The sequence below is a fragment of the Kitasatospora sp. NEAU-CNBT7 genome (genome assembly GCF_057220535.1).
In genome coordinates this window covers 142,225-160,318 of the sequence record NZ_JBXQQB010000020.1, presented here as the reverse complement: position 1 = coordinate 160,318, position 18,094 = coordinate 142,225, and the positions used below count along the sequence as shown (strand labels likewise).

Below are 18,094 nucleotides of genomic sequence, written 5' to 3'. Positions count from 1 at the left end.
CCGGACGTGCGTCGTGCGTGGGCCTTACTTGGTGAGGCCGGCCTTGACGGAGCAGACCGGCCAGGCGCCGGGGCCCTGGGAGGCGAGGACCTTCTCGGCGACGTTGATCTGCTGGGCCTTGGTGGCGAGGTCGGCGCGCGGGGCGTAGGAGGTGCCGCCGAAGGCGGCCCAGGTGCTGTTGGTGAACTGCAGGCCGCCGTAGAAGCCGTTGCCGGAGTTGATCGCCCAGTTGCCGGTCGACTCGCACTGCGCGACCTTGTCCCAGGTGGAGGCCGGGGCGGCGGACGCCCCGGTGGCCGTGACGAGTCCGGCCACCGGCAGGGCGATGACCGCACCCGCCATGACGGCCATCCGAACGCGCTTGCGCTTGGTGGCGGTGGTGGTGGCAGCGGAAGTCTCGTTACGGAAGATCATGCGGTTCCTCTCGGAGAAGGTGCCGGGCAGGCAGCCGGGAGCAGGGCCGTGGCGGCCCGGTCTCTCAGGTCCTGTCCGCAGTGGCGCGGGCACCTGCTGCGCACCGGTGGAATCCGGGGGCGATGCTCGCTGCGGTGATTTCGAAGTTACGGACGCCCGCCGGAGGTTTCAAGGAAACGGCCTCCAGGTGCAGGTCAGAGGCCGGATACCCGAGGTAACTCGAGGTTCCGGCCCCCGGAACGAAGGGCCGGGCCGGCCGCCCGGGCACCCCGATGTGGCCGCCGTCACCGCGATCGGCACGTGAGGCCGGGCACATTCTGCACGGACCGTGACGGCGGGCCGACGCGCCGCCGACCGCACGGACCGCCGCCGGCGGCGCCCGGATGGCCCAGGTCACATCCGCCCCGGCCGGCCCGTCCCCGCCGCCCGCCGGCCGGTCGCCGACGGGCGCGCCGCCGCACCGGACGTGGCGGGACGGTGGCGTACGGTGACGCCATGAAGGCGATCGTCCACAGCAGCGCCGGCGGACCCGAGGTCCTGCGTCTGGTCGAGCGTCCGGTGCCGGAGCCCGGCCCGGGCGAGGTCCGGGTCGCGGTCAGGGTGTCCGGGGTCAATCCGACCGACTGGAAGAGCCGCTCGGGTGCGCTCGCGCCCGGGGTCACCGAGCAGGTCCCGAACCAGGACGGCGCCGGGGTGATCGACGCGGTCGGTCCCGGGGTGGACCCGGGCCGGGTCGGCGAACGGGTGTGGGTCTGGGAGGCCGCCTGGCGGCGGGCGGGCGGGACGGCGCAGGAGTACACCGTGCTCCCGGCCCGGCAGGCCGTGGCGCTGCCGGCCGGTGCCTCCTTCGACCTCGGTGCCTCGCTCGGCATCCCGGCGCTCACCGCGCACCGGACGCTGACCGTCGCCGAGGGCGGCCCGGCCAGGCTCGCCCCGGGCGCGCTGGCGGGCCGGACGGTGCTGGTCGCGGGCGGCGCGGGGGCGGTGGGCAACGCGGCCGTCCAGCTCGCGGTCTGGGCCGGGGCCACCGTCGTCACCACGGTCAGCGGTCCGCGCAAGGCCGAGCTCGCGCACGCGGCGGGCGCCCACCACGTGGTGGACTACCGGGCGCAGGACGCCGTGGCCGTGATCCGGTCGGTGGCGCCCGGCGGCGCGGACCTCGTGGTGGAGGTCGCCCCCGCGCAGAACGCCGTGCTCGACCACGCCGTCGCGGCCCCCGACGCGGTGATCGCCTTCTACGCGGACAACGGCGGCCCCGCGGTGGGCTTTCCGGTCCGGGAGGCGATGACGGCCAACCTGCGCTGGCAGGGCGTCCTGGTCTACACCGTGCCCGCGGCGGCCAAGGACCACGCGGTGGCCGCGGTCCGGGCCGCCGTCGCGGACGGCGCGCTGCGGGTCGGCGAGCAGGCCGGCCTGCCGCTGCACCGCTTCCCACTGGCCGCGACCGGCGCCGCGCACACCGCGGTCGAACAGGGCGCGGTGGGCAAGGTGCTGATCGACGTGGCCGGCCCGGCCGACGGCGGCCTGCCGGGCTGAGAGCCCGGCACCGGCCCGCTACCCGTCGGTGGCCCGGGCCCCGTCGCCCGCGGCGGCGGTCTCCGTCGCCTCGGTGGCGGCCCAGCTGGCCAGCAGGCGCAGCGACTCGGCCGAGGGCGAGCCCGGCTCGGCGTGGTAGGTGAGCAGCACCTGGTCCGGGTCGGCGGGCAGCCGCAGGGTCTCGTACTGCAGGGTCAGCCGGCCGACCAGCGGGTGGTGCAGTTCCTTGGTCCCGTGGCCCTTGTCGCGGACGTCGTGGGCAGCCCACAGGCGGCGGAAGTCCTCGCTCCTGAGCGAGAGTTCACCGATCAGCGCGGCCAGCCGGGGGTCGTCGGGGAAGCTCCCGGCGTCGAGCCGCAGGAAGCCGACGACGTCGGTGGCCTTGCCCTCCCAGTCGTCGTACAGCTCGCGGGCGGCCGGGTCCCGGAAGACCTGCCAGGCCATGTTGCGCTGCTCCGGCGGCAGGGCGCCGAAGTCGCCGATCAGGGCGCAGGCGAGCCGGTTCCAGGCGATGATGTCGAGCCGGCGGCCGATCACGTACGCGGGGATGCCGTCCATCATGTCCAGCAGCTGCTGGAACGCGGGACGCACCCGCTGCGGGCGGGCGGCGCCGCGGGGGCGGCGGTGGACCGGCTTGGTGAGGCGGTACAGGTGCTCGCGTTCGGCGGTGGTCAGGCGCAGCGCGTTGGCGACGCCGTCCAGGACGGCCGTCGACACGTTCTCCCCGTGCCCCTGTTCCAGGCGCACGTAGTACGCGGTGCTGACGCCCGCCAGCTGGGCGAGCTCCTCGCGGCGCAGGCCGGGCACCCGGCGCCGGCCGCCGTAGTCGGGCAGACCGACGTCCTCGGGCCGCAGCCGGGCGCGGCGGGAGCGGAGGAACTCGCTCAGTTCGGTGCGCTGGTCCATGACGGCAGTATGAGGGTGACAACGCCAGTGGTAGGAACGGCGGTCGTACGACAACCCGGGACCTGGTTGCGGCGGCGGCCGCGCCGCAGGCTGGAGCACATGACGCACACGACCGTCGCCGCATACGCCGCTCCTTCGCCCAAGGCCCCGCTGGAGCGGACCACCATCCCCCGCCGGGCCCTCGGCGCGCACGACATCCTGATCGACATCAAGTTCTCCGGCATCTGCCACTCGGACATCCACCAGGTCAACGACGGCTGGGGTCCGGGCACCTTCCCGATGGTCCCCGGGCACGAGATCGCCGGTGTGGTCGCCGAGGTCGGTCCCGGCGTCACCCGGTACGCGGTCGGCGACCGGGTCGGTGTGGGCTGCTTCGTGGACTCCTGCCGGGAGTGCGAGAACTGCCTGGCGGGCCAGCAGCAGTACTGCACCGGCACCGGCATGGTCGGCACCTACAACAGCACCGGCCGCGACGGGCAGCCGACCTACGGGGGCTACTCCACCCACGTGGTGGTGGACGAGAACTACGTCCTGCGGATCCCCGACACCATCCCGCTCGACATCGCGGCCCCGCTGCTGTGCGCGGGCATCACGCTGTACTCCCCGCTCTCCCACTGGGGTGCGGGCCCCGGCAAGAAGGTCGCCGTGGTCGGCCTCGGCGGGCTCGGCCACCTCGGGGTGAAGATCGCCCACGCCAAGGGCGCCGAGGTCACGGTGCTCAGCCAGTCGCTGCGCAAGCAGGACGACGGCCTGAAGCTGGGCGCGGACCACTATCGCGCCACCTCGGACCCGGCCACCTTCCGGGAGCTGGCGGGCAGCTTCGACCTGATCCTCAACACCGTCTCCGCCGACCTCGACCTGGACGCCTACCTCGGCCTGCTGAAGACCGGCGGCACGCTGGTCCAGGTCGGCGCGCCCGAGAACCCGGTGCCGATCTCGGTCTTCGCGCTGATCGGCGGCCGCAAGTCGCTGGCCGGTTCGATGATCGGCGGCATCCCGGAGACCCAGGAGATGCTCGACTTCTGCGCCGAGCACGGCATCGGCGCCGAGATCGAGCTGATCTCCGCCGACCGCATCAACGAGGCCTACGCCCGGGTCGAGGCGAGCGACGTCCGCTACCGCTTCGTCATCGACACCTCGACCATCTGAGCATCCCCGCCACCCGCCCCACCCGGGCCCCGGACCGCACCAGCGGCCCGGGGCCCGGCGCCGTGCGGCGGCACCGGCGGCACCGGCGGCACTGTCCGAGCCTGCCGCTACGGTCGGGCCCGACGCACAGAGAGTGAGGGGGGGTCGCCATGGAGGTGCTCCGGATTCCGGCGGCGCACGACGGGACCGCGGGCCCGGTGCTGCTCGGCGCCGGACCGGCGGGCGAGCGACTGCTGGTGTCGGCCGGACCCGGGGGTGTGTACCGGTGGGACACGGCCACCGGTGAGCTGCTGTGGCACGGGGACGGCTCGGGCGGGGTCAACGCGCTCACCGCCGTGCACACCGCGGACGGGCAGTGGGTGGTCGCGGCCGCCACCGCGGACGGTGTCGACCGCTGGGACGCGCGGTCCGGCAGGGCGCTGCCGGCCCGGGACGGGGAGACGGTGTGGAGTGTGGCCGGCCTGCGGCTGCCCGACGGGAGCGCCGTGATCGCCGGCGCCGGGTACGAGGGGCTCGGCCGGTGGGACGCGGTCTCCGGCGAGCCGGTCGGGCCGCCGCTCGGTCCCCGTTGCGGCACGGCTGCCGCCGCCGTGAGGCTGCCGGACGGGACCCCGCTGATCATCTCCGACGGTGCCACCGGTGAGCTCGACTGCTGGAACGCGCTCACCGGCGAGCCGGTCGGGCCACCGCTCGGAGCCCCGTCCTCCGACTACTTCCTGCTGGCCACGGTGGCCCTCGCGGACGGCACGGTGCTGGTCGCCGCAGTCGACGCCGAGCAGCTCCTCCACCGGTGGGCGCTGAACTCCCGCCTCCCCGTGGGCGACCCGGTCGCCGTCGGTCCGGTGGCCACCCTGTCCGCGGTGCTCCTCGACGGCGTACCGGTGCTGGTCGTCTCGGGGGACGACGAGGTGGTGCGGCTGCGGCACGCGGTGACGGGCGCACTGCTCGGCCGGTCGTTCCACGGCGTGGCCGCGGCCTGCGCGGCCTACCCGGACGGCGGTGTCCTGCTCGCCACCGGATCGTTCGCCGGCGAGGTCGCGCTGCACGTGTTGACGGCCGCCGCGGGCTGAGCCCCCGCAGGGGCCGGGCCGCTACCCCATCGGCGCGGGCTCCGTCAGCGGTGTGGTGGTGCCGAGGGCGGTGGTCCTGACGAACTGCCAGGTGATGCCGTTGACCACGCCGAGGTCCAGCGGGGCGAGCCTGGCGAAGGCGGGCTTGCTGAGGTCGATGTGCTTGGCGTCGCAGGACGGGCACTTGTCCCTGACCGGGACGGTGATGCTCCGGCCCTGGTAGGTGACCTTGACGGCGATGCCGCCGCAGAGCGGGTCGTTGTTGGGGTTGGCCGAGGTCCACCAGGTGTGCGAGACGGCGACCAGCAGTTGGGTGGAGGCGTTGATCTGGGTGCCGCAGGCGCCGAACCCCGCGTCCGTGTAGTAGGTCATGCTGCCGGTCATCGGCTGGTTGACGGGTATCGCCGCGGCGGCGGTGCCTGCTCCGAGCACGGTGAGCGCGGCGGCGGCCAGCGGGACTCCGGCCAGGACCTTCAGGTTCTTGACGATGCGCACGGCCCCTCCAGGTCAGGTGGAACTCCGGACGACGCAGGGCAAGGGGAACCTCAACATCCGCCCACAGCAGTGGAGTTGCACCCCTCCAGGCCCCGCCTGCCTCCGGACGCTACCCCACCTTCCACAAGTGGTCCACACCTTTGACCAATTGTCATGCTCACAGCTCGCGGTCCGTCGCCCCCACCCTCGCCGGGGGCTGGGTAGGGTGGGTCGACCAACCGCAGCGAGAGGCTTTTCCGCCCATGGCCAAGACGACCGCCGCGCCGCGCGGCACCCTGCTTCAGCTGTCCGGCGTCAGCCACTCCTACGGCCCGCGGCAGGTCGTGCAGCCGGTGGACCTCACCCTCGCGGCCGGCGAGTGCGTGGCCCTGCTCGGCCACAACGGCTCGGGCAAGTCGACCCTGCTGCGGATCGCGGCCGGCCGCGAGGTGCCCACCTGGGGCAAGGTGACCTTCGACGGCCTGCCGATGGACGAGAACGACCCCCGGATCCGGGCCAGGGTCGCGGTCGTCGGCGACACCGTCGCCTGCTACCCCGACCTGTCGGTGCGCGAGCACCTGCTGCTGGTGGCCGTCGCGCACGGCGTCGCCGACGCCCCGGGCTGGGTCGAGCACGTCCTCGCCGAACGCAACCTGGCCGACCGGGCGGACGCGCTCCCCTCCGCGCTCTCCTCCGGGCAGCTGCAGGCCCTGCTGCTGGCCTGCGCCATGGTCCGCCCGCGCGACCTGCTGCTGCTGGACGAGCCGGAGCAGCGGCTCGACCCCGACGCCCGCCGCCGGCTCGCGGACCTGCTCCGGGCCGAGCTCGCCGACGGCGTCGCGGTCCTGCTGGTCACCCACCACACCGACCTGGCGCTGGAGGTGGCCGACCGGGTGCTGGTGCTGGAGGACGGCAAGGTGCTGGCCGAAGGCCCGCCGCGGACCGTCCTGGACGCGCCGCTGCGCACCGGCGCGGGCGGCGGTGGCCGGTGAGCGGCCCCGCCGGCACCCTGCCGTCCACCGACGACCTGCCCGACCCGGACTCCGGACCCCCCGCCGACACCCCCGCCGACCACACTCCGGCCACCGACGCGCCGATTGCCGACGCGCCGATGACCGATGCCCCGGCCGCCGACGCCGCGGCGGACGACGGCCCGCCCGAGCCGTGGAGCGCCGACGACGACTGGACCGACGAGACCCTGGCCCTGCTGCGGGAGATGCGCGCCCCGCACCGCCGGGGCCGGGCCCGGCAGATCGGCTTCGCCGTCTACTGCGCCCTACTGGTGCTGGTGGTGTGGGGGGTCACGCCCAGCTTCGGGCTGCTGCTGCAGTCCTCGATGGGCGCCGACTACACCGCCCACGGCCCGGCGATCCTGGCCGCCCTGCCGAGCGGCATCGCCGCGCTCTCGCTGGCCACCCTGCTGCTGGCGGCCCGCGACGGGCTGTGGCGGGGCCCGGTGGTGCCGCCCCGGGCGGCGACGGACTGGCTGCTGGCCCACCCGCTGCGCCCGCGCCGGGTGCTGCGGCCGTGGTTCTGGCTGTCCGCCGGGCTCGCGACCGTCCCCGGGGTGCTGGCGGCGGCCGGCGCGATGGTGGTGCTCGCGCTGACCGTACGGGCGGGGCTGCCGGCCGCGTTCGGCTGGTGCCTGCTGGGCGGGGTGTGCGTGCCGCTGCTCGCCACCTGCCTGGGCCTCGCGGTGGAGCTGGACGACCGGGTGGCCGCCGCCGTCCGCCGGCTCACCCCGTACGTGACGGTGCTGGTGCTGCTGCTGACGGCGCAGAGCGTGCTGGCCGCCCGCGGACAGCGGATCGGCTGGCTGGAGCGCGGCGAGCTGTGGTCGGGGCCGTGGGGCTGGGCGGGCCTGGCGGCGCTCGCGCCGACCCCGGCGGCCCGGGCCGGTGCCTGGGCCGCGGCCGGGCTGCTGGTGGCCGTCACCGCGGTGTGCGTGGTTTTCGCCGACCGCGCCTGCGGCAACGTCCCGGTGGGCCGGCTGCGTGAGCGGGCCAGGACCGCGGCCGGGGTGCTGGCGGCGCTGCGGACGGTGGAGCTGCGCGCCGCGCGGCTGGCGGTCTCCGGGTCCGCGCCGTCCGCGGTGATGCGGCTGCGGCTGCCCGCACCGCGGGCGCCCTGGCTGGCCGTGCCGTGGCGGGACGCCCTGGCGCTGCTGCGCTCCCCGGCCCGGCCGGGCCGGGCGGTGCTTCTGACGGCGCCCGCCGTGGGCTGCGCCGCCCTGGTGCCGTCGGCGACGGGCCTGGCCCGCTGGGGCGGCACGGCGCTGGCGCTGGTGTTCGGCTACCTGGCGGTGGCGCAGCTGCTGGAGCCGGCCCGGATCGAGACGGACGACGTCCGCCGGGCGTCCTGGTCCCCTTACCCGGTGGCCGGGCTGATGCTGCGGCACGCGGTGGTGCCGACGGTGCTCGGGGTGCTGGCGGGCCTGGCCGGGGCGGGCGCCGCGGTGGCCGCCGGGGCGGGGGCGCGGGTGTGGCTGGTACCGGTGGCCGTTCCGGCGCTGGTCGGGGCGGGGCTGGTGAACGCCTGCCGGGGTTTCGTGCGCCGGGACCTGATGTACGGCGGCGCCTCCCGGACGCCGGGTTCGGGCGGCGGCGGCCCGGTGCTGTTCCTCGCCTGGTACGCGGCGGGCCCGGCGGCGGCCGTGGTGGTGCTGGCGGCGCCGTTCGGCAAGGCGCTCGCGGAGGGGTCGGGCCTGTCGGTGCTGGGCGCGGCGGCGTGGAGCGCGGTGTGCGCGGCGGTGCTGCTGGGGTGGGCCCGCCAGCGGGCCGGGCAGTTGCGCGCCGCCCCCCGGGCCTGACCGGACCGGTCCCGCCGGCCGTCCGCGTGCTGCGGACGGCCGGCGGGCGGGCCGGGCACCGGGCCGGGCCGGTCAGCCGGTCAGCCGGTCAGCGGGTCAGCCGGTCGCGGCCTTGGTGACGAACTCGGTGGTGTAGGTCTTCGCGAGGTCGACCGAGCCTTCCTTGCCCTTGACGTCGGGGTGGAAGGCGGCGAGCACGGCCAGCACCGTCTTCGGCCCCTCGGCGGGCATCACGCCGTCGGTGGTGAACATCGGGAGGGTGGCCTTGATCGCGTCGGCGTACCCGGCGGCGCCGCCCTGCGCGTAGTCGGCGGGCATCTGGGCGGCGATCTCGGCGGGCGAGTGGGTGGACATCCACCTGAGGGTCTTGACGAAGGCGTTGGCCAGCTTCTGGGTGGTGTCCTTGTTCTTCTCGACCCAGTCGCTGTTCATGTAGAGCGACGAGGACGGGTACAGGCCGCCGAGTGCGGCGCGCGAGCCCTCCGGGGTGCGCATGTCGTAGAGCACGGTGCCGATCTGCTGGGACAGGATGGCGGCGACCGTGGGGTCGGTGGTCATCCCGGCGTCGATGCTGCCCTGCTGCATGGCGGCGATGAAGGTCTGGCCGGCGCCGACCGCGATCGGGCTGAACTCGCTGACGTTGACGCCGTTCTTGACGGCCAGGTACTTGGTGAGGAAGTCGGTGGAGGAGCCGATGCTGGTGACGCCGAGCTTCTTGCCCTTGAAGTCGGCGCCGGTGCGGATCGCGCCGGCCTGCTTCGCCGACACCACCTCGACCTCGCCGGGGGCCTGGGCGAACTGCACAACCGACTCGACGTGCTTGCCCTTGGCCTGGAGGTCGATGGTGTGGTCGTAGAAGCCGACGGCGCCCTGGACGTCCCCGGCGAGCAGCGCGGTGGTGGCGTTGACGCCGGCCGGTTCGCTCATCAGCTCGACGTTGACCCCGGCCTCGGCGAAGAAGCCGAGCCGCTGGGTGAGCATCGCGGGCAGGTAGATCACCTTGTCCAGGCCGCCGACCATGATCTTGACCTTGGGTCCCGCGACGACGGGGCCCGCGGGGGCGGCTCCGGTGTGCGAGGTGGCGGCGTCGTCGGCGCAGGCGGCCAGGGGAAGGAGCAGCGCGGCGACGGCGGCGGCTGCGAGGGTGCGGCGCATGGGGGGTGGCCTTTCCGGTGGGTGGACGGGCTGGTGGGGGGAGTTCGGTTCAGCGGCCGTCGCCGGCGTCGGCCGGCTTCCAGCGGAACAGCCGCCGTTCGGCGAGGGTGAGCAGGCCTTCGGTGAGCAGCGCGACCACGGCGAGGATGGTCATGGCGGCGTAGACGCCGGCCGCGTTGAAGGTGCCCTGGGCGGCGGCGACCAGCAGGCCGAGGCCCTTGGTGGCGCCGATGTACTCGCCGACGATGGCGCCGATCAGCGCGAAGCCGAAGCTGACGTGGAGGCTGGTGAAGATCCAGGTGGTGGCGGCGGGGACGACCACCTGGAGGGTGACCCGGCGGTTGTCGGCGCCGAGGATGCGGGCGTTGGCGACCAGGTTGCGGTCGACCTCGCGGGCGCCCTGGAAGGCGTTGAAGAAGACCGGGAAGAACACCAGGACGACGGCCGAGGCGACCTTGGAGGCGGGGCCGAGCCCGAACCAGATCAGGAAGATCGGCGCCAGCACGATCCGCGGGATGGCGTTGAGCACCTTGATGTAGGGGCCGAACACCTCGGCCAGGAAGCGGATCCGGCCGAGCGCGATGCCGAGCAGGATGCCCGCGGTGACGCCGATCACCCAGCCGGTGAGCGCCTCGTACAGGGTGTAGCCGATCTGCTCGCCCAGTGATCCCTGGGCGGTGCCGTGGGTGGTCCACTGCCAGATCTGGTCCCAGATCCGGGACGGCTGGGAGAAGTTGAACGGGTCGATGACCTCGGTGCGGGCGGCCAGTTCCCACAGGCCGAGGAAGGCGGCCAGGACGGCGGCGCGGGCGCCGTACACGCCGAGCCGGCGGTTGCGGGCGGCGCGTGCGCGGGCCTCGGTCCTGGTGGCCGGGGCGGGGGTGGCCGCGGGTGCGGGTGCGGTCGGGGCGGTCTCAAGCGGCACGACCCGCTCCTCTCTCGCGGGTGATCCGGACCTCTTCGCCGAGCGAGCCCCAGATCTCGCGGTACAGCTCGACGAAGCGGGGCTCGAGGCGGACCGCCTCGACGGTGCGGGGGCGGGGCAGGTCGACGGTGAAGATCTCCTTGACGGTGGCCGGTCCCGCGGTCATCACCACCACCCGGTCGGCGAGCGCGATGGCCTCGTCCAGGTCGTGGGTGACGAAGACGACGGAGGAGCCGGTGCCCGCCCACAGGTCCAGCAGCTGGTCCGACATCAGCGCCCTGGTCTGCACGTCGAGCGCGGAGAACGGCTCGTCCATCAGCAGGATCCGCGGGTCGTTGACGAAGGTCTGGGCGAGCGCGACGCGCTTGCGCATGCCGCCGGACAGCTGGTGCGGGTAGCGGTCCTCGAACGCGGCGAGGCCGACCCGGGCCAGCCAGTCGCGGGCCCGCTCGCGGGCCTCGGCGGCGGGCACGCCGCGGAACCGGGGGCCCGCCATCACGTTGGACAGCACCGTGCGCCAGGGGAAGACCGCGTCCTGCTGGAAGACGAAGCCGACCCGCCCGTCGATCCCGGCGACCGGCTCGCCGTGCACCCGTACCTCGCCCTCGGTGGGCTCCTCCAGTCCGCTGACCAGGGTCAGCGTGGTGGACTTGCCGCAGCCGGTCGGACCGACCACCGCGACGAACTCCCCCTCGGCGACCGTCAGGTCGAGCTCCCGTACCGCGGTGTGCAGTTCCCCCGAGGGGGTCCTGAACCGCTTGGTCGCCCCGGCCAGTTCGATCGCCGGGGCCGCCGTCCTCGGCACGCCCATGTGCACCACCGCCTCTGTCCTCCCGGCGCCGTCGCCGGGGTCCGTTCTGTGTGGTCGCAGGCTAGGAGCGGCGCCGGTCCGGGCGGCAGCCTTCTCGGCCTACTGCCGGTTGTGCGCGTTGAGGGCTGTTCTGCTCGTTCTGCTTCCGCTACAACAGCGGGGGCGGTCCGGCCGCGCGGCGACCGGGGCACGGTGACAGAAACACGCCGGAAACATAGGGTGACCGTCCATTCCCCCGACGAGCGGCGAGAGGAGATCCGCGATGAGACGTCCGCACTGGCCCCGGCGGGTCTTCGCGCAGCTGCTGCTGAGCCAGACGGTGGTGACGGTCGGGGTGAGTGCGGTGACGGCCGGGCTGTTCCTCGCGCCGGTCAGCCGGGAGCTGGACCGGGACGCGATGCAGCGCGCGCTGTCCATCGCGCAGGCCACCGCCACCGACGAGGTGCTCGCCCGGGCGGCCGCGGCCCGCGACAGCGCCGCCGCGCAGCGCAACGCCGAGCAGATCCGGCTGGCCACCGGCGCGAGCTTCGTGGTGGTCACCGACCTGGACGGGATCCGGCTCTCGCACACCGACCCGGCGAAGATCGGCTTCCGGGTGTCCACCGACCCCGGTCCGGCGCTCGGCGGGCGCAGCGTGACCGCGATCGAGCAGGGCACGCTGGGCCGCACCGCCCGCGGCAAGGTCCCGCTGCGGCTGTCGGACGGCCGGATCGTGGGCGAGGTCTCGGTGGGGATCAGCGACGACTCGATCCGGCGCCGGCTGCTCGGCATGACCACCGGGATCCTGCTGTGCGCGGGCGCGGGGCTGGCGGCGGGCACGCTGGCCACGCTGGTGCTGGCCCGGCGGCTGAAGCGGCGCACCCACAACATCGCGGTGGCGGACATCGCGGCGCTGCTGGTCGAGCGGGAGGCGATGCTGCACGGCATCCGCGAGGGCATGGTGGCGCTCGGTGCGGACGGCCGGATCCGGCTGGCCAACGACGAGGCGGTGCGGCTGCTGGCGCTGCCGGACGGCTGCGCCGGGTGCGCGATCGAGCAGGTGCTGCCGCCGGGGCGGCTGGCCGGGATCCTGGCCGGGCGGATCACCGGCACCGATCTGCCGGCCGTCCGCGACGACCGGGTGCTGGTGGTGAACCGGATGGCCACCGCGGACGGCGGCGCCGTGGTCACCCTCCGGGACCGCACCGAACTCGAGTCCCTGGTCCGCGAGTTGGACACCACGCGGTCGCTGACCGAGGCGCTGCGGGCGCAGGACCACGAGCACGCCAACCGGATGCACACGCTGCTCGGCCTGCTGGAGCTCGGGCTGCACGAGCAGGCCGCCGAGTTCATCTCCGAGCAGTCGGGCTCGCACGCGGCGCTCGCCGCCGAAATCGCCGGGCAGGTGCAGGACCCGCACGTGGCCGCGCTGCTGGCAGGCAAGGCGGCGGTGGCGGCCGAGCGGGGGGTGCGGCTGGCGGTGGGTGCCGGGAGTCATCTGCCGGACACCGTGGTGGATCCCCGGATGCTGGTCACCGTGCTGGGCAACCTGGTGGACAACGCCCTGGACGCGGTCACCGGCGGGGTGGTCGAGGTGACCCTGCGGGCCGAGGGCGCCGCACTGCTGGCCGAGGTCGCCGACAGCGGCCCCGGGGTCCCGGCGCGGCTGCGGGAGCGGATCTTCGAGGAGGGCTGGACCAGCAAGGACGCGCCCGCGCACCGGCCGCGGGGGCTGGGCCTGGCGATGGTCCGCCGGCTGGCCGAACGGGCCGGCGGCCGGATCACCGTCGGGGCGGGCCCGCTGGGCGGCGCCCGGTTCACCGTGGTCCTGCCCGAGGCCCTGCACCCGGCGGCGGCCGGGGTGCCCGAGCTGTCCGTCGCGGAGGCGTGATGATCGACGTTCTGGTGGTGGACGACGACTTCCGGGTCGCCGAGGTGCACGCCGCGTACGTGGCCAAGGTCCCCGGCTTCCGGGTGACCGGGCGGGCGCACAGCGCGGGCGAGGCGCTGGCGTCGCTGGAGCGCCGCCCGGTCGACCTGGTGCTGCTGGACCACCACCTGCCCGACGAGACCGGGCTGGCGCTGGTGCGCCGGATGCGGGCGGCCGGGATCGGCTGCGACGTGATGATGGTGACGGCCGCCCGGGACGTGTCGACGGTCCACGCGGCCATGCAGCACGGCGCGCTGCAGTACCTGGTGAAGCCGTTCGCGTTCGCCGGGCTGCGGGAGAAGCTGGTCGCCTATGCGCAGCTGCGGCACGCGCTGGCCGGGCCTGCGGCCCGGGAGGCGGGGCAGGACGAGGTGGACCGGCTGTTCGCCACCATGCGCAGCGCCGCCCCACCGGTCGCGCCGCTGCCCAAGGGCCACTCGGCGCCCACCACGGACCTGGTGCTGGGCGCACTGCGGCGGGCCGGGCGGCCGCTGTCCGCGCAGGAGGTCTCCGGCGACACCGGGCTGAGCCGCTCGACCGCACAGCGCTACCTCAAGCAGCTGGAGCGGGAGGGGCGGCTGCGGCTGAGCCTGCGCTACGGCGACACCGGCCGCCCGGAGCACCGGTACGTGCTGCCCGGCCGGCGCTGAGCCCCGGGACGGCGCCGCCGGGGGCACGACCGGGGCCGGGGACCTCCCGTGGCGGGCGGTCCCCGGCCCGGAGCGGCGGGTCGGCGGAGGTCAGCGGCCGAGCACGTCCTTGACGGCGTCCTTGGTCTTCTCCGCGGCCTGCTTGACGTCTCCCCCGGCCTGGTCGGCGCGGCCCTCGGCCTCGAGGCGCTCGTTGCCGACCGCCTTGCCGGCGGCCTCCTTCAGCTTGCCCTTGGCCTTCTCGGCGGTGTTGTGTGCCTTGTCGCCGGTGCTCATGGTTGCCTCCTGCGGTCGGATCGGCCGGGTCGGTGGTTCGTCTGCCCCGTTCCGGGCGGTTCATCCGGCCCGGGCGGCGCGGATCCGCTCGCGGCGGGCCCGTTCCCGGCGGGGGCGGAGCAGCTCGTGCCGCTCGTCCTCGGTCAGCCCGCCCCAGACGCCGTACGGTTCGCGGGCGTCCAGTGCGTACTCCAGGCAGCGGGCCCGGACCGGGCAGCGGGCGCAGACCCGCTTGGCGGCGTCCTCCCTGCGGTCGTGCGGTCCGCCGCGTTCGCCGGACGGGTGGAAGAACAGGTTGCTGTCCGTGCCGCGGCAGGCGGCCTCGAGCTGCCAGTCCCAGGCGAGCTCGAACGGGCCCGGCAGTCGCGATATGTCGGTCATCGGTAGGACCTCCCCGGTTGGTCCCGGGTCGCCTGCCCCGGCAGCACGATCCGAATCCGGGCACGATCCGGATCGGGCGCGGTACGGATCCGGGGTGGCCCGGCGGCCGTTCGAGCGGCGGCCCGGCTACCGGCCGCGGGCGGGGGCGCCGCGGGTCGCGCCGAAGCCGCTCTCGTGGTCCCACACGTGGGTGCAGCCGGGGCACTGGAGGTGCAGCACGCTGCCGGTGTTGGCGAGCAGGTAGCGCCAGTGGTCGTTGCAGTTGCGGCGCTCGGCGCAGTCGGCGCAGTCGCGGATGTCCTGGCAGGCCGGGCAGGCGACCCAGGCGCGGCGGCCGAGGTCGGCGTGCGGGTCGATGGGGAGCACGGCCCGCCTCATCCCGCGTCGGGCTGCTCGCGGCCGGGCAGGACGCCGGCCGCGACCAGGTCGTCGTAGGTGCGCTGCTGCTCGGCGTCGAGGCCGGAGTAGAGCAGGGCGTACGCCTCCTGCTCGCCGCGCAGGACCTCCGCCGGGTCCCAGTCGGGGCCGAGCGCGGCCATCACCTCGGCGCGCCGGCGGACCTCCTCGGCGGTCAGGTCGATCTCGAAGGGCACAGGGTTGGCTGACATGGGAAGGAAGTTAGGTTGCCCTTACTTTTGCTGTCAAGTAGCTGTCCACGTTCCGGATGTGAAGATCGGATATCTCGGACATGCTGGGAGGGCCAGGAATCCCCGAAGGAGGACCGCTCATGTCCATGCTCGACAAGCTCAAAGGCATGATGAAGGGCCACGAGGACACCGCCCGGCAGGGCGTCGACAAGGCGGCGGACGCCTTTGACGCCAAGACCGGCGGCAAGTACGAGAGCCAGGTCGACTCCGCCCAGCAGAAGATCAACGACCAGCTCGGGCAGCAGCAGCCCCCCGAGGGCCAGTAGGCACCGGACGCCGGAGGCGGCCGACCGCAGGTGCGGTCGGCCGCCTCCGGCGTGTGACGAACACGACAGCGCCCCGGGGCTCCCGGCTCAGCCCGGCACCAGCAGGGACAGCGACTTCGGCGCCACCCGCACCTCGGCCGGCAGCGGGCCGGCGAAGTCGCCGTCGGTGTAGGCGTTGATCCCCGCCGACTCGATCCGCAGCGACGCGGTGCGGTGGGTGGTGACCTCCGGGTGACGGACGTGGGTGCCCTTGAAGACCGTCGGGAAGAAGCGCACCAGCCGTCGCCGGCGCATCGCGCCGACCAGCGTGATGTCCAGCAGGCCGTCGGTGTGGTCGGCCTCCGGGCAGATCAGCATGCCGCCGCCGTAGCTGCGGGTGTTGCCGATGGCGGCCAGCGTCAGCGGGCGCTCGACCACGGTGCCGTCGGCCAGCACCAGCCGGAACGGCAGCGGCCGCAGCCGGACCAGCTCCAGCAGGATGGCCAGGTTGTAGCGCATCCGCCCGCGCGGGCGGCGCAGCCGGTTGGCGCGGTCGCTGACCAGCGAGTCGAAGCCCGCGGCCAGCACCGAGCCGAAGTACCGGGAGACGCCGTCGGCGGTCTCGACCCGGCCGGTGTCGACCCGCAGGACGTGCCCGGCGGCGACCACCTCGGCCGCCGCCTCGGGGTCCTTCAGCGGCAGCCCGTACTCGCGGGCGTGGTCGTTGCCGGTCCCGGCGGGGATCACCCCGAGCGGTACCGCGGTGCCGGCCAGCGCCTGGATCGCGAGCGCGATCATGCCGTCGCCGCCCGCCACCACCAGGGCGTCGACGCCCCGGCCGACCGCTTCGCGGGCGAGCCGGACCGCGTCGTCGGGGTCGTTGCCGCTGACGGCCAGCACCTCGATGCCGAGTTCGCGCAGCCGGGCGGTGGCCCGCCGGGCCGCGTGGTCGGCCCGGCCCCCGCCGGCGGCCGGGTTGGTCAGGACCACCACGGTGCGGATCCCGTGGCGCTGCGCCTCCCCGGCCGGGGCCGCGGGTGCGCCGTCCGGCCCGGCGGCCGGGCCGTCCGCCCCGGCCGTCACGGGATCAGCTTTCCGGGGTTCAGGATCCCGGCCGGGTCGACGGCGCCCTTGACCGCGCGCAGCACGGCGGCGCCGAGCTCGCCGATCTCCTGCGGCATCCACGGCCGGTGGTCGGTGCCGACGGCGTGGTGGTGGGTGATCGTCCCGCCGTTGGCCATGATCGCGTCGCAGGCGGCCGCCTTGGCCGCGGCCCACTGCTCGATCGGGTCGCCCTTCTGGGCGCCGAGCACGGTGAAGTACAGCGAGGCGCCGGTCGGGTAGACGTGCGAGATGTGGCACATCACCAGGGAGGTGGTGCCGCCCGCCTGCAGCGCGCCCTGCAGCGCCTCGGTGACCGCGCCCTTCAGCCGCTCCAGGTTCGACCAGGAGGTGGCGGTCTCCAGGGTCTCGCACAGCGCGCCGCAGTCCAGCAGCGCGTCGCGCAGGTACGGCGCGTCGAAGCGGCCGTGCTCCCAGGCGCGGGCCGGCTCCTCGCCGAGCGAGGTGCCGCCGGCCGCCAGCAGCAGTTCCCGGGTCAGCCGGTGGCGGGCCGCGGTCTGCTCGGCGGTGCCCTCGAAGACGGTGACCGCCAGGCAGCCGGTGGCCACCTGCCCGCCGCCGATCTTCGAGGTCATCGCCAGGTTGACGCCGGTCTCCGTCTCGTCGGACAGCCGGAGCACGGTCGGCCCGGTGCCCTGCTGCTCGACGGCGCGCAGCGCGGCGGCGCCGGTGGCGAAGTCCGGGAAGTTCCACGCCTCGTGGACCTTGACCGCGGGTACCGGGTGGACCCGCAGCCGGACTGCGGTGATCACGCCGAGGGTGCCCTCCGAGCCGATGAACAGCTGGCGCAGGTCGGGGCCGGCCGCCGAGGCGGGACCGCGGCCCAGGTCGAGGACGCCGGCCGGGGTGACCACCCGCAGGCCGCGGACCATGTCGTCGAAGCGGCCGTGGCCGGCCGAGTCCTGGCCGGAGGAGCGGGTGGCGGCGAAGCCGCCGATGGTGGCGAACCGGAAGCTCTGCGGGTAGTGGCCGAGTTCGAAGCCGCGCTCGGCGAGCAGTTCCTCGGCGCGCGGCCCGGTCAGCCCGGCGCCCAGGGTGGCCTCGCCGGAGACCTCGTCCAGCTCCGTCAGGGTGTCGAAGCGGCTCAGGTCCAGCGAGACGACGGCCGTGAAGCCGCCGCGCACCGGGTCCAGGCCGCCGACCACGCTGGTGCCGCCGCCGAACGGGACGACGGCGATCCGGCGCTCGCCGCACAGCGCGAGCACGGCCGCGATCTCGTCCTCGGTGCCGGGCAGCACGACCGCGTCGGGGGCGTCCTGCTCCTCGCGGCTGCGGCGGCGCAGCAGGTCGGGGGTGGACTTGCCGCCGGCCCGGGGCAGCCGGTCGGCGTCCGCGGCGCTGACGTGGCCGTCGCCCACGATCGCGGTGAGGGCGGCCAGGTCCTCGGCCGTGAGGCTGCTCGGGCGCAGCCGGACCTCGGCGGCGGTGGGCGCGGCGCCCTCCTGCGGCGAGACGCCGAGCAGCTGCTCCAGCAGTGACCTGATGTCGGCGGAGAGCGGCTTGGCGAGGGCCGGGTCGCCCCAGGCGTTCCACGCCATGGGCGGCTGGGGCAGTGTTGCCGGTCGGCCCGGTCCGGTGTGCGCTTCAGATGGCATGCGTTACAGTTTTCCACATC

At 74.9% G+C, this 18,094-nt stretch carries 19 protein-coding genes and 1 pseudogene; 8 read left to right on the top strand and 12 right to left on the bottom strand.

What is annotated here, in order from left to right; all coding sequences use genetic code 11:
• Positions 1 to 27 precede the first annotated feature (27 nt).
• Positions 28 to 351: pseudogene (locus AC2TEW_RS24855) on the bottom strand (transglycosylase family protein); the annotation flags it as partial.
• 558 nt (positions 352 to 909) lie between these two features.
• On the opposite strand from AC2TEW_RS24855, the gene AC2TEW_RS24850 reads away from it, so the two are divergent.
• Complete coding sequence (locus AC2TEW_RS24850; RefSeq protein WP_484625563.1) at positions 910 to 1,950, top strand: NADPH:quinone reductase; 1,041 nt, start codon at positions 910 to 912, stop codon at positions 1,948 to 1,950.
• A gap of 18 nt (positions 1,951 to 1,968) precedes the next feature.
• Here AC2TEW_RS24850 and AC2TEW_RS24845 read toward each other — a convergent pair whose 3' ends face one another.
• Entirely contained in the window at positions 1,969 to 2,856 is an 888-nt protein-coding gene (locus AC2TEW_RS24845) for a helix-turn-helix domain-containing protein (protein ID WP_484625562.1), read from the bottom strand.
• A gap of 99 nt (positions 2,857 to 2,955) precedes the next feature.
• On the opposite strand from AC2TEW_RS24845, the gene AC2TEW_RS24840 reads away from it, so the two are divergent.
• Entirely contained in the window at positions 2,956 to 4,005 is a 1,050-nt protein-coding gene (locus AC2TEW_RS24840) for an NAD(P)-dependent alcohol dehydrogenase (RefSeq protein WP_484625561.1), read from the top strand.
• 149 nt (positions 4,006 to 4,154) lie between these two features.
• On the top strand, positions 4,155 to 5,075 hold the full coding sequence (locus AC2TEW_RS24835; RefSeq protein ID WP_484625560.1) for a WD40 repeat domain-containing protein: 921 nt from the start codon (positions 4,155 to 4,157) through the stop codon (positions 5,073 to 5,075).
• Positions 5,076 to 5,096: 21 nt separating this feature from the next.
• Here the strand turns inward: AC2TEW_RS24835 and AC2TEW_RS24830 are convergent, their stop codons facing one another.
• Positions 5,097 to 5,570 (bottom strand): cysteine/serine endopeptidase inhibitor, encoded by a 474-nt coding sequence (locus tag AC2TEW_RS24830; protein ID WP_484625559.1) that lies wholly within the window; start codon positions 5,568 to 5,570, stop codon positions 5,097 to 5,099.
• A gap of 242 nt (positions 5,571 to 5,812) precedes the next feature.
• Between AC2TEW_RS24830 and AC2TEW_RS24825 the strand changes: the two genes are divergently transcribed.
• Positions 5,813 to 6,541 carry an ABC transporter ATP-binding protein gene (locus AC2TEW_RS24825; protein WP_484625558.1) on the top strand — a complete coding sequence of 243 codons (729 nt, stop codon included), beginning with the start codon at positions 5,813 to 5,815 and terminating at the stop codon, positions 6,539 to 6,541.
• A complete protein-coding gene (locus tag AC2TEW_RS24820; protein ID WP_484625557.1) occupies positions 6,538 to 8,358 on the top strand; it encodes a hypothetical protein in 1,821 nt (606 codons plus the stop codon). Before AC2TEW_RS24825 ends, AC2TEW_RS24820 begins: the two co-directional genes overlap by 4 nt.
• Before the next feature lie 96 nt (positions 8,359 to 8,454).
• Here AC2TEW_RS24820 and AC2TEW_RS24815 read toward each other — a convergent pair whose 3' ends face one another.
• Genes AC2TEW_RS24815 through AC2TEW_RS24805 form a run of 3 tightly spaced genes read right to left on the bottom strand, consistent with a single transcriptional unit; the run spans position 8,455 to position 11,249 of the window.
• Positions 8,455 to 9,513 (bottom strand): ABC transporter substrate-binding protein, encoded by a 1,059-nt coding sequence (locus AC2TEW_RS24815; protein ID WP_484625556.1) that lies wholly within the window; start codon positions 9,511 to 9,513, stop codon positions 8,455 to 8,457.
• A gap of 49 nt (positions 9,514 to 9,562) precedes the next feature.
• A complete protein-coding gene (locus AC2TEW_RS24810; RefSeq protein ID WP_484625555.1) occupies positions 9,563 to 10,438 on the bottom strand; it encodes an ABC transporter permease in 876 nt (291 codons plus the stop codon).
• Positions 10,428 to 11,249: an ABC transporter ATP-binding protein gene (locus AC2TEW_RS24805; RefSeq protein WP_484625571.1), complete on the bottom strand. Its 822-nt coding sequence runs from the start codon at positions 11,247 to 11,249 to the stop codon at positions 10,428 to 10,430. Before AC2TEW_RS24805 ends, AC2TEW_RS24810 begins: the two co-directional genes overlap by 11 nt.
• 262 nt (positions 11,250 to 11,511) lie before the next feature.
• Between AC2TEW_RS24805 and AC2TEW_RS24800 the strand changes: the two genes are divergently transcribed.
• Both AC2TEW_RS24800 and AC2TEW_RS24795 read left to right on the top strand, forming a co-directional pair.
• A complete protein-coding gene (locus AC2TEW_RS24800) occupies positions 11,512 to 13,119 on the top strand; it encodes an ATP-binding protein (protein ID WP_484625554.1) in 1,608 nt (535 codons plus the stop codon).
• Positions 13,119 to 13,808 carry a response regulator gene (locus AC2TEW_RS24795; protein ID WP_484625553.1) on the top strand — a complete coding sequence of 230 codons (690 nt, stop codon included), beginning with the start codon at positions 13,119 to 13,121 and terminating at the stop codon, positions 13,806 to 13,808. The genes AC2TEW_RS24800 and AC2TEW_RS24795 overlap by 1 nt, the downstream gene beginning before the upstream one ends.
• A 90-nt stretch (positions 13,809 to 13,898) precedes the next feature.
• Here the strand turns inward: AC2TEW_RS24795 and AC2TEW_RS24790 are convergent, their stop codons facing one another.
• From AC2TEW_RS24790 to AC2TEW_RS24775, 4 genes are all read right to left on the bottom strand, one after another.
• Entirely contained in the window at positions 13,899 to 14,084 is a 186-nt protein-coding gene (locus tag AC2TEW_RS24790; RefSeq protein WP_484625552.1) for a CsbD family protein, read from the bottom strand.
• Positions 14,085 to 14,144: 60 nt separating this feature from the next.
• Entirely contained in the window at positions 14,145 to 14,465 is a 321-nt protein-coding gene (locus AC2TEW_RS24785; protein WP_484625551.1) for a WhiB family transcriptional regulator, read from the bottom strand.
• Positions 14,466 to 14,591: 126 nt separating this feature from the next.
• Positions 14,592 to 14,831 (bottom strand): hypothetical protein, encoded by a 240-nt coding sequence (locus AC2TEW_RS24780; RefSeq protein ID WP_484625550.1) that lies wholly within the window; start codon positions 14,829 to 14,831, stop codon positions 14,592 to 14,594.
• Positions 14,832 to 14,839: 8 nt separating this feature from the next.
• Positions 14,840 to 15,073, bottom strand: a complete 234-nt coding sequence (locus AC2TEW_RS24775) for a DUF6400 family protein (protein WP_484625549.1) — start codon at positions 15,071 to 15,073, stop codon at positions 14,840 to 14,842.
• 119 nt (positions 15,074 to 15,192) lie between these two features.
• Here AC2TEW_RS24775 and AC2TEW_RS24770 point away from each other — a divergent pair, with 119 nt between their 5' ends.
• Complete coding sequence (locus AC2TEW_RS24770) at positions 15,193 to 15,378, top strand: antitoxin (RefSeq protein WP_484625548.1); 186 nt, start codon at positions 15,193 to 15,195, stop codon at positions 15,376 to 15,378.
• 87 nt (positions 15,379 to 15,465) lie between these two features.
• Here AC2TEW_RS24770 and AC2TEW_RS24765 read toward each other — a convergent pair whose 3' ends face one another.
• Together AC2TEW_RS24765 and AC2TEW_RS24760 are read right to left on the bottom strand one after the other, a co-directional pair.
• Positions 15,466 to 16,440 (bottom strand): diacylglycerol kinase, encoded by a 975-nt coding sequence (locus tag AC2TEW_RS24765; protein ID WP_484625547.1) that lies wholly within the window; start codon positions 16,438 to 16,440, stop codon positions 15,466 to 15,468.
• Positions 16,437 to 18,074: an FAD-binding oxidoreductase gene (locus AC2TEW_RS24760; RefSeq protein WP_484625546.1), complete on the bottom strand. Its 1,638-nt coding sequence runs from the start codon at positions 18,072 to 18,074 to the stop codon at positions 16,437 to 16,439. Before AC2TEW_RS24760 ends, AC2TEW_RS24765 begins: the two co-directional genes overlap by 4 nt.
• Positions 18,075 to 18,094: the final 20 nt, after the last annotated feature.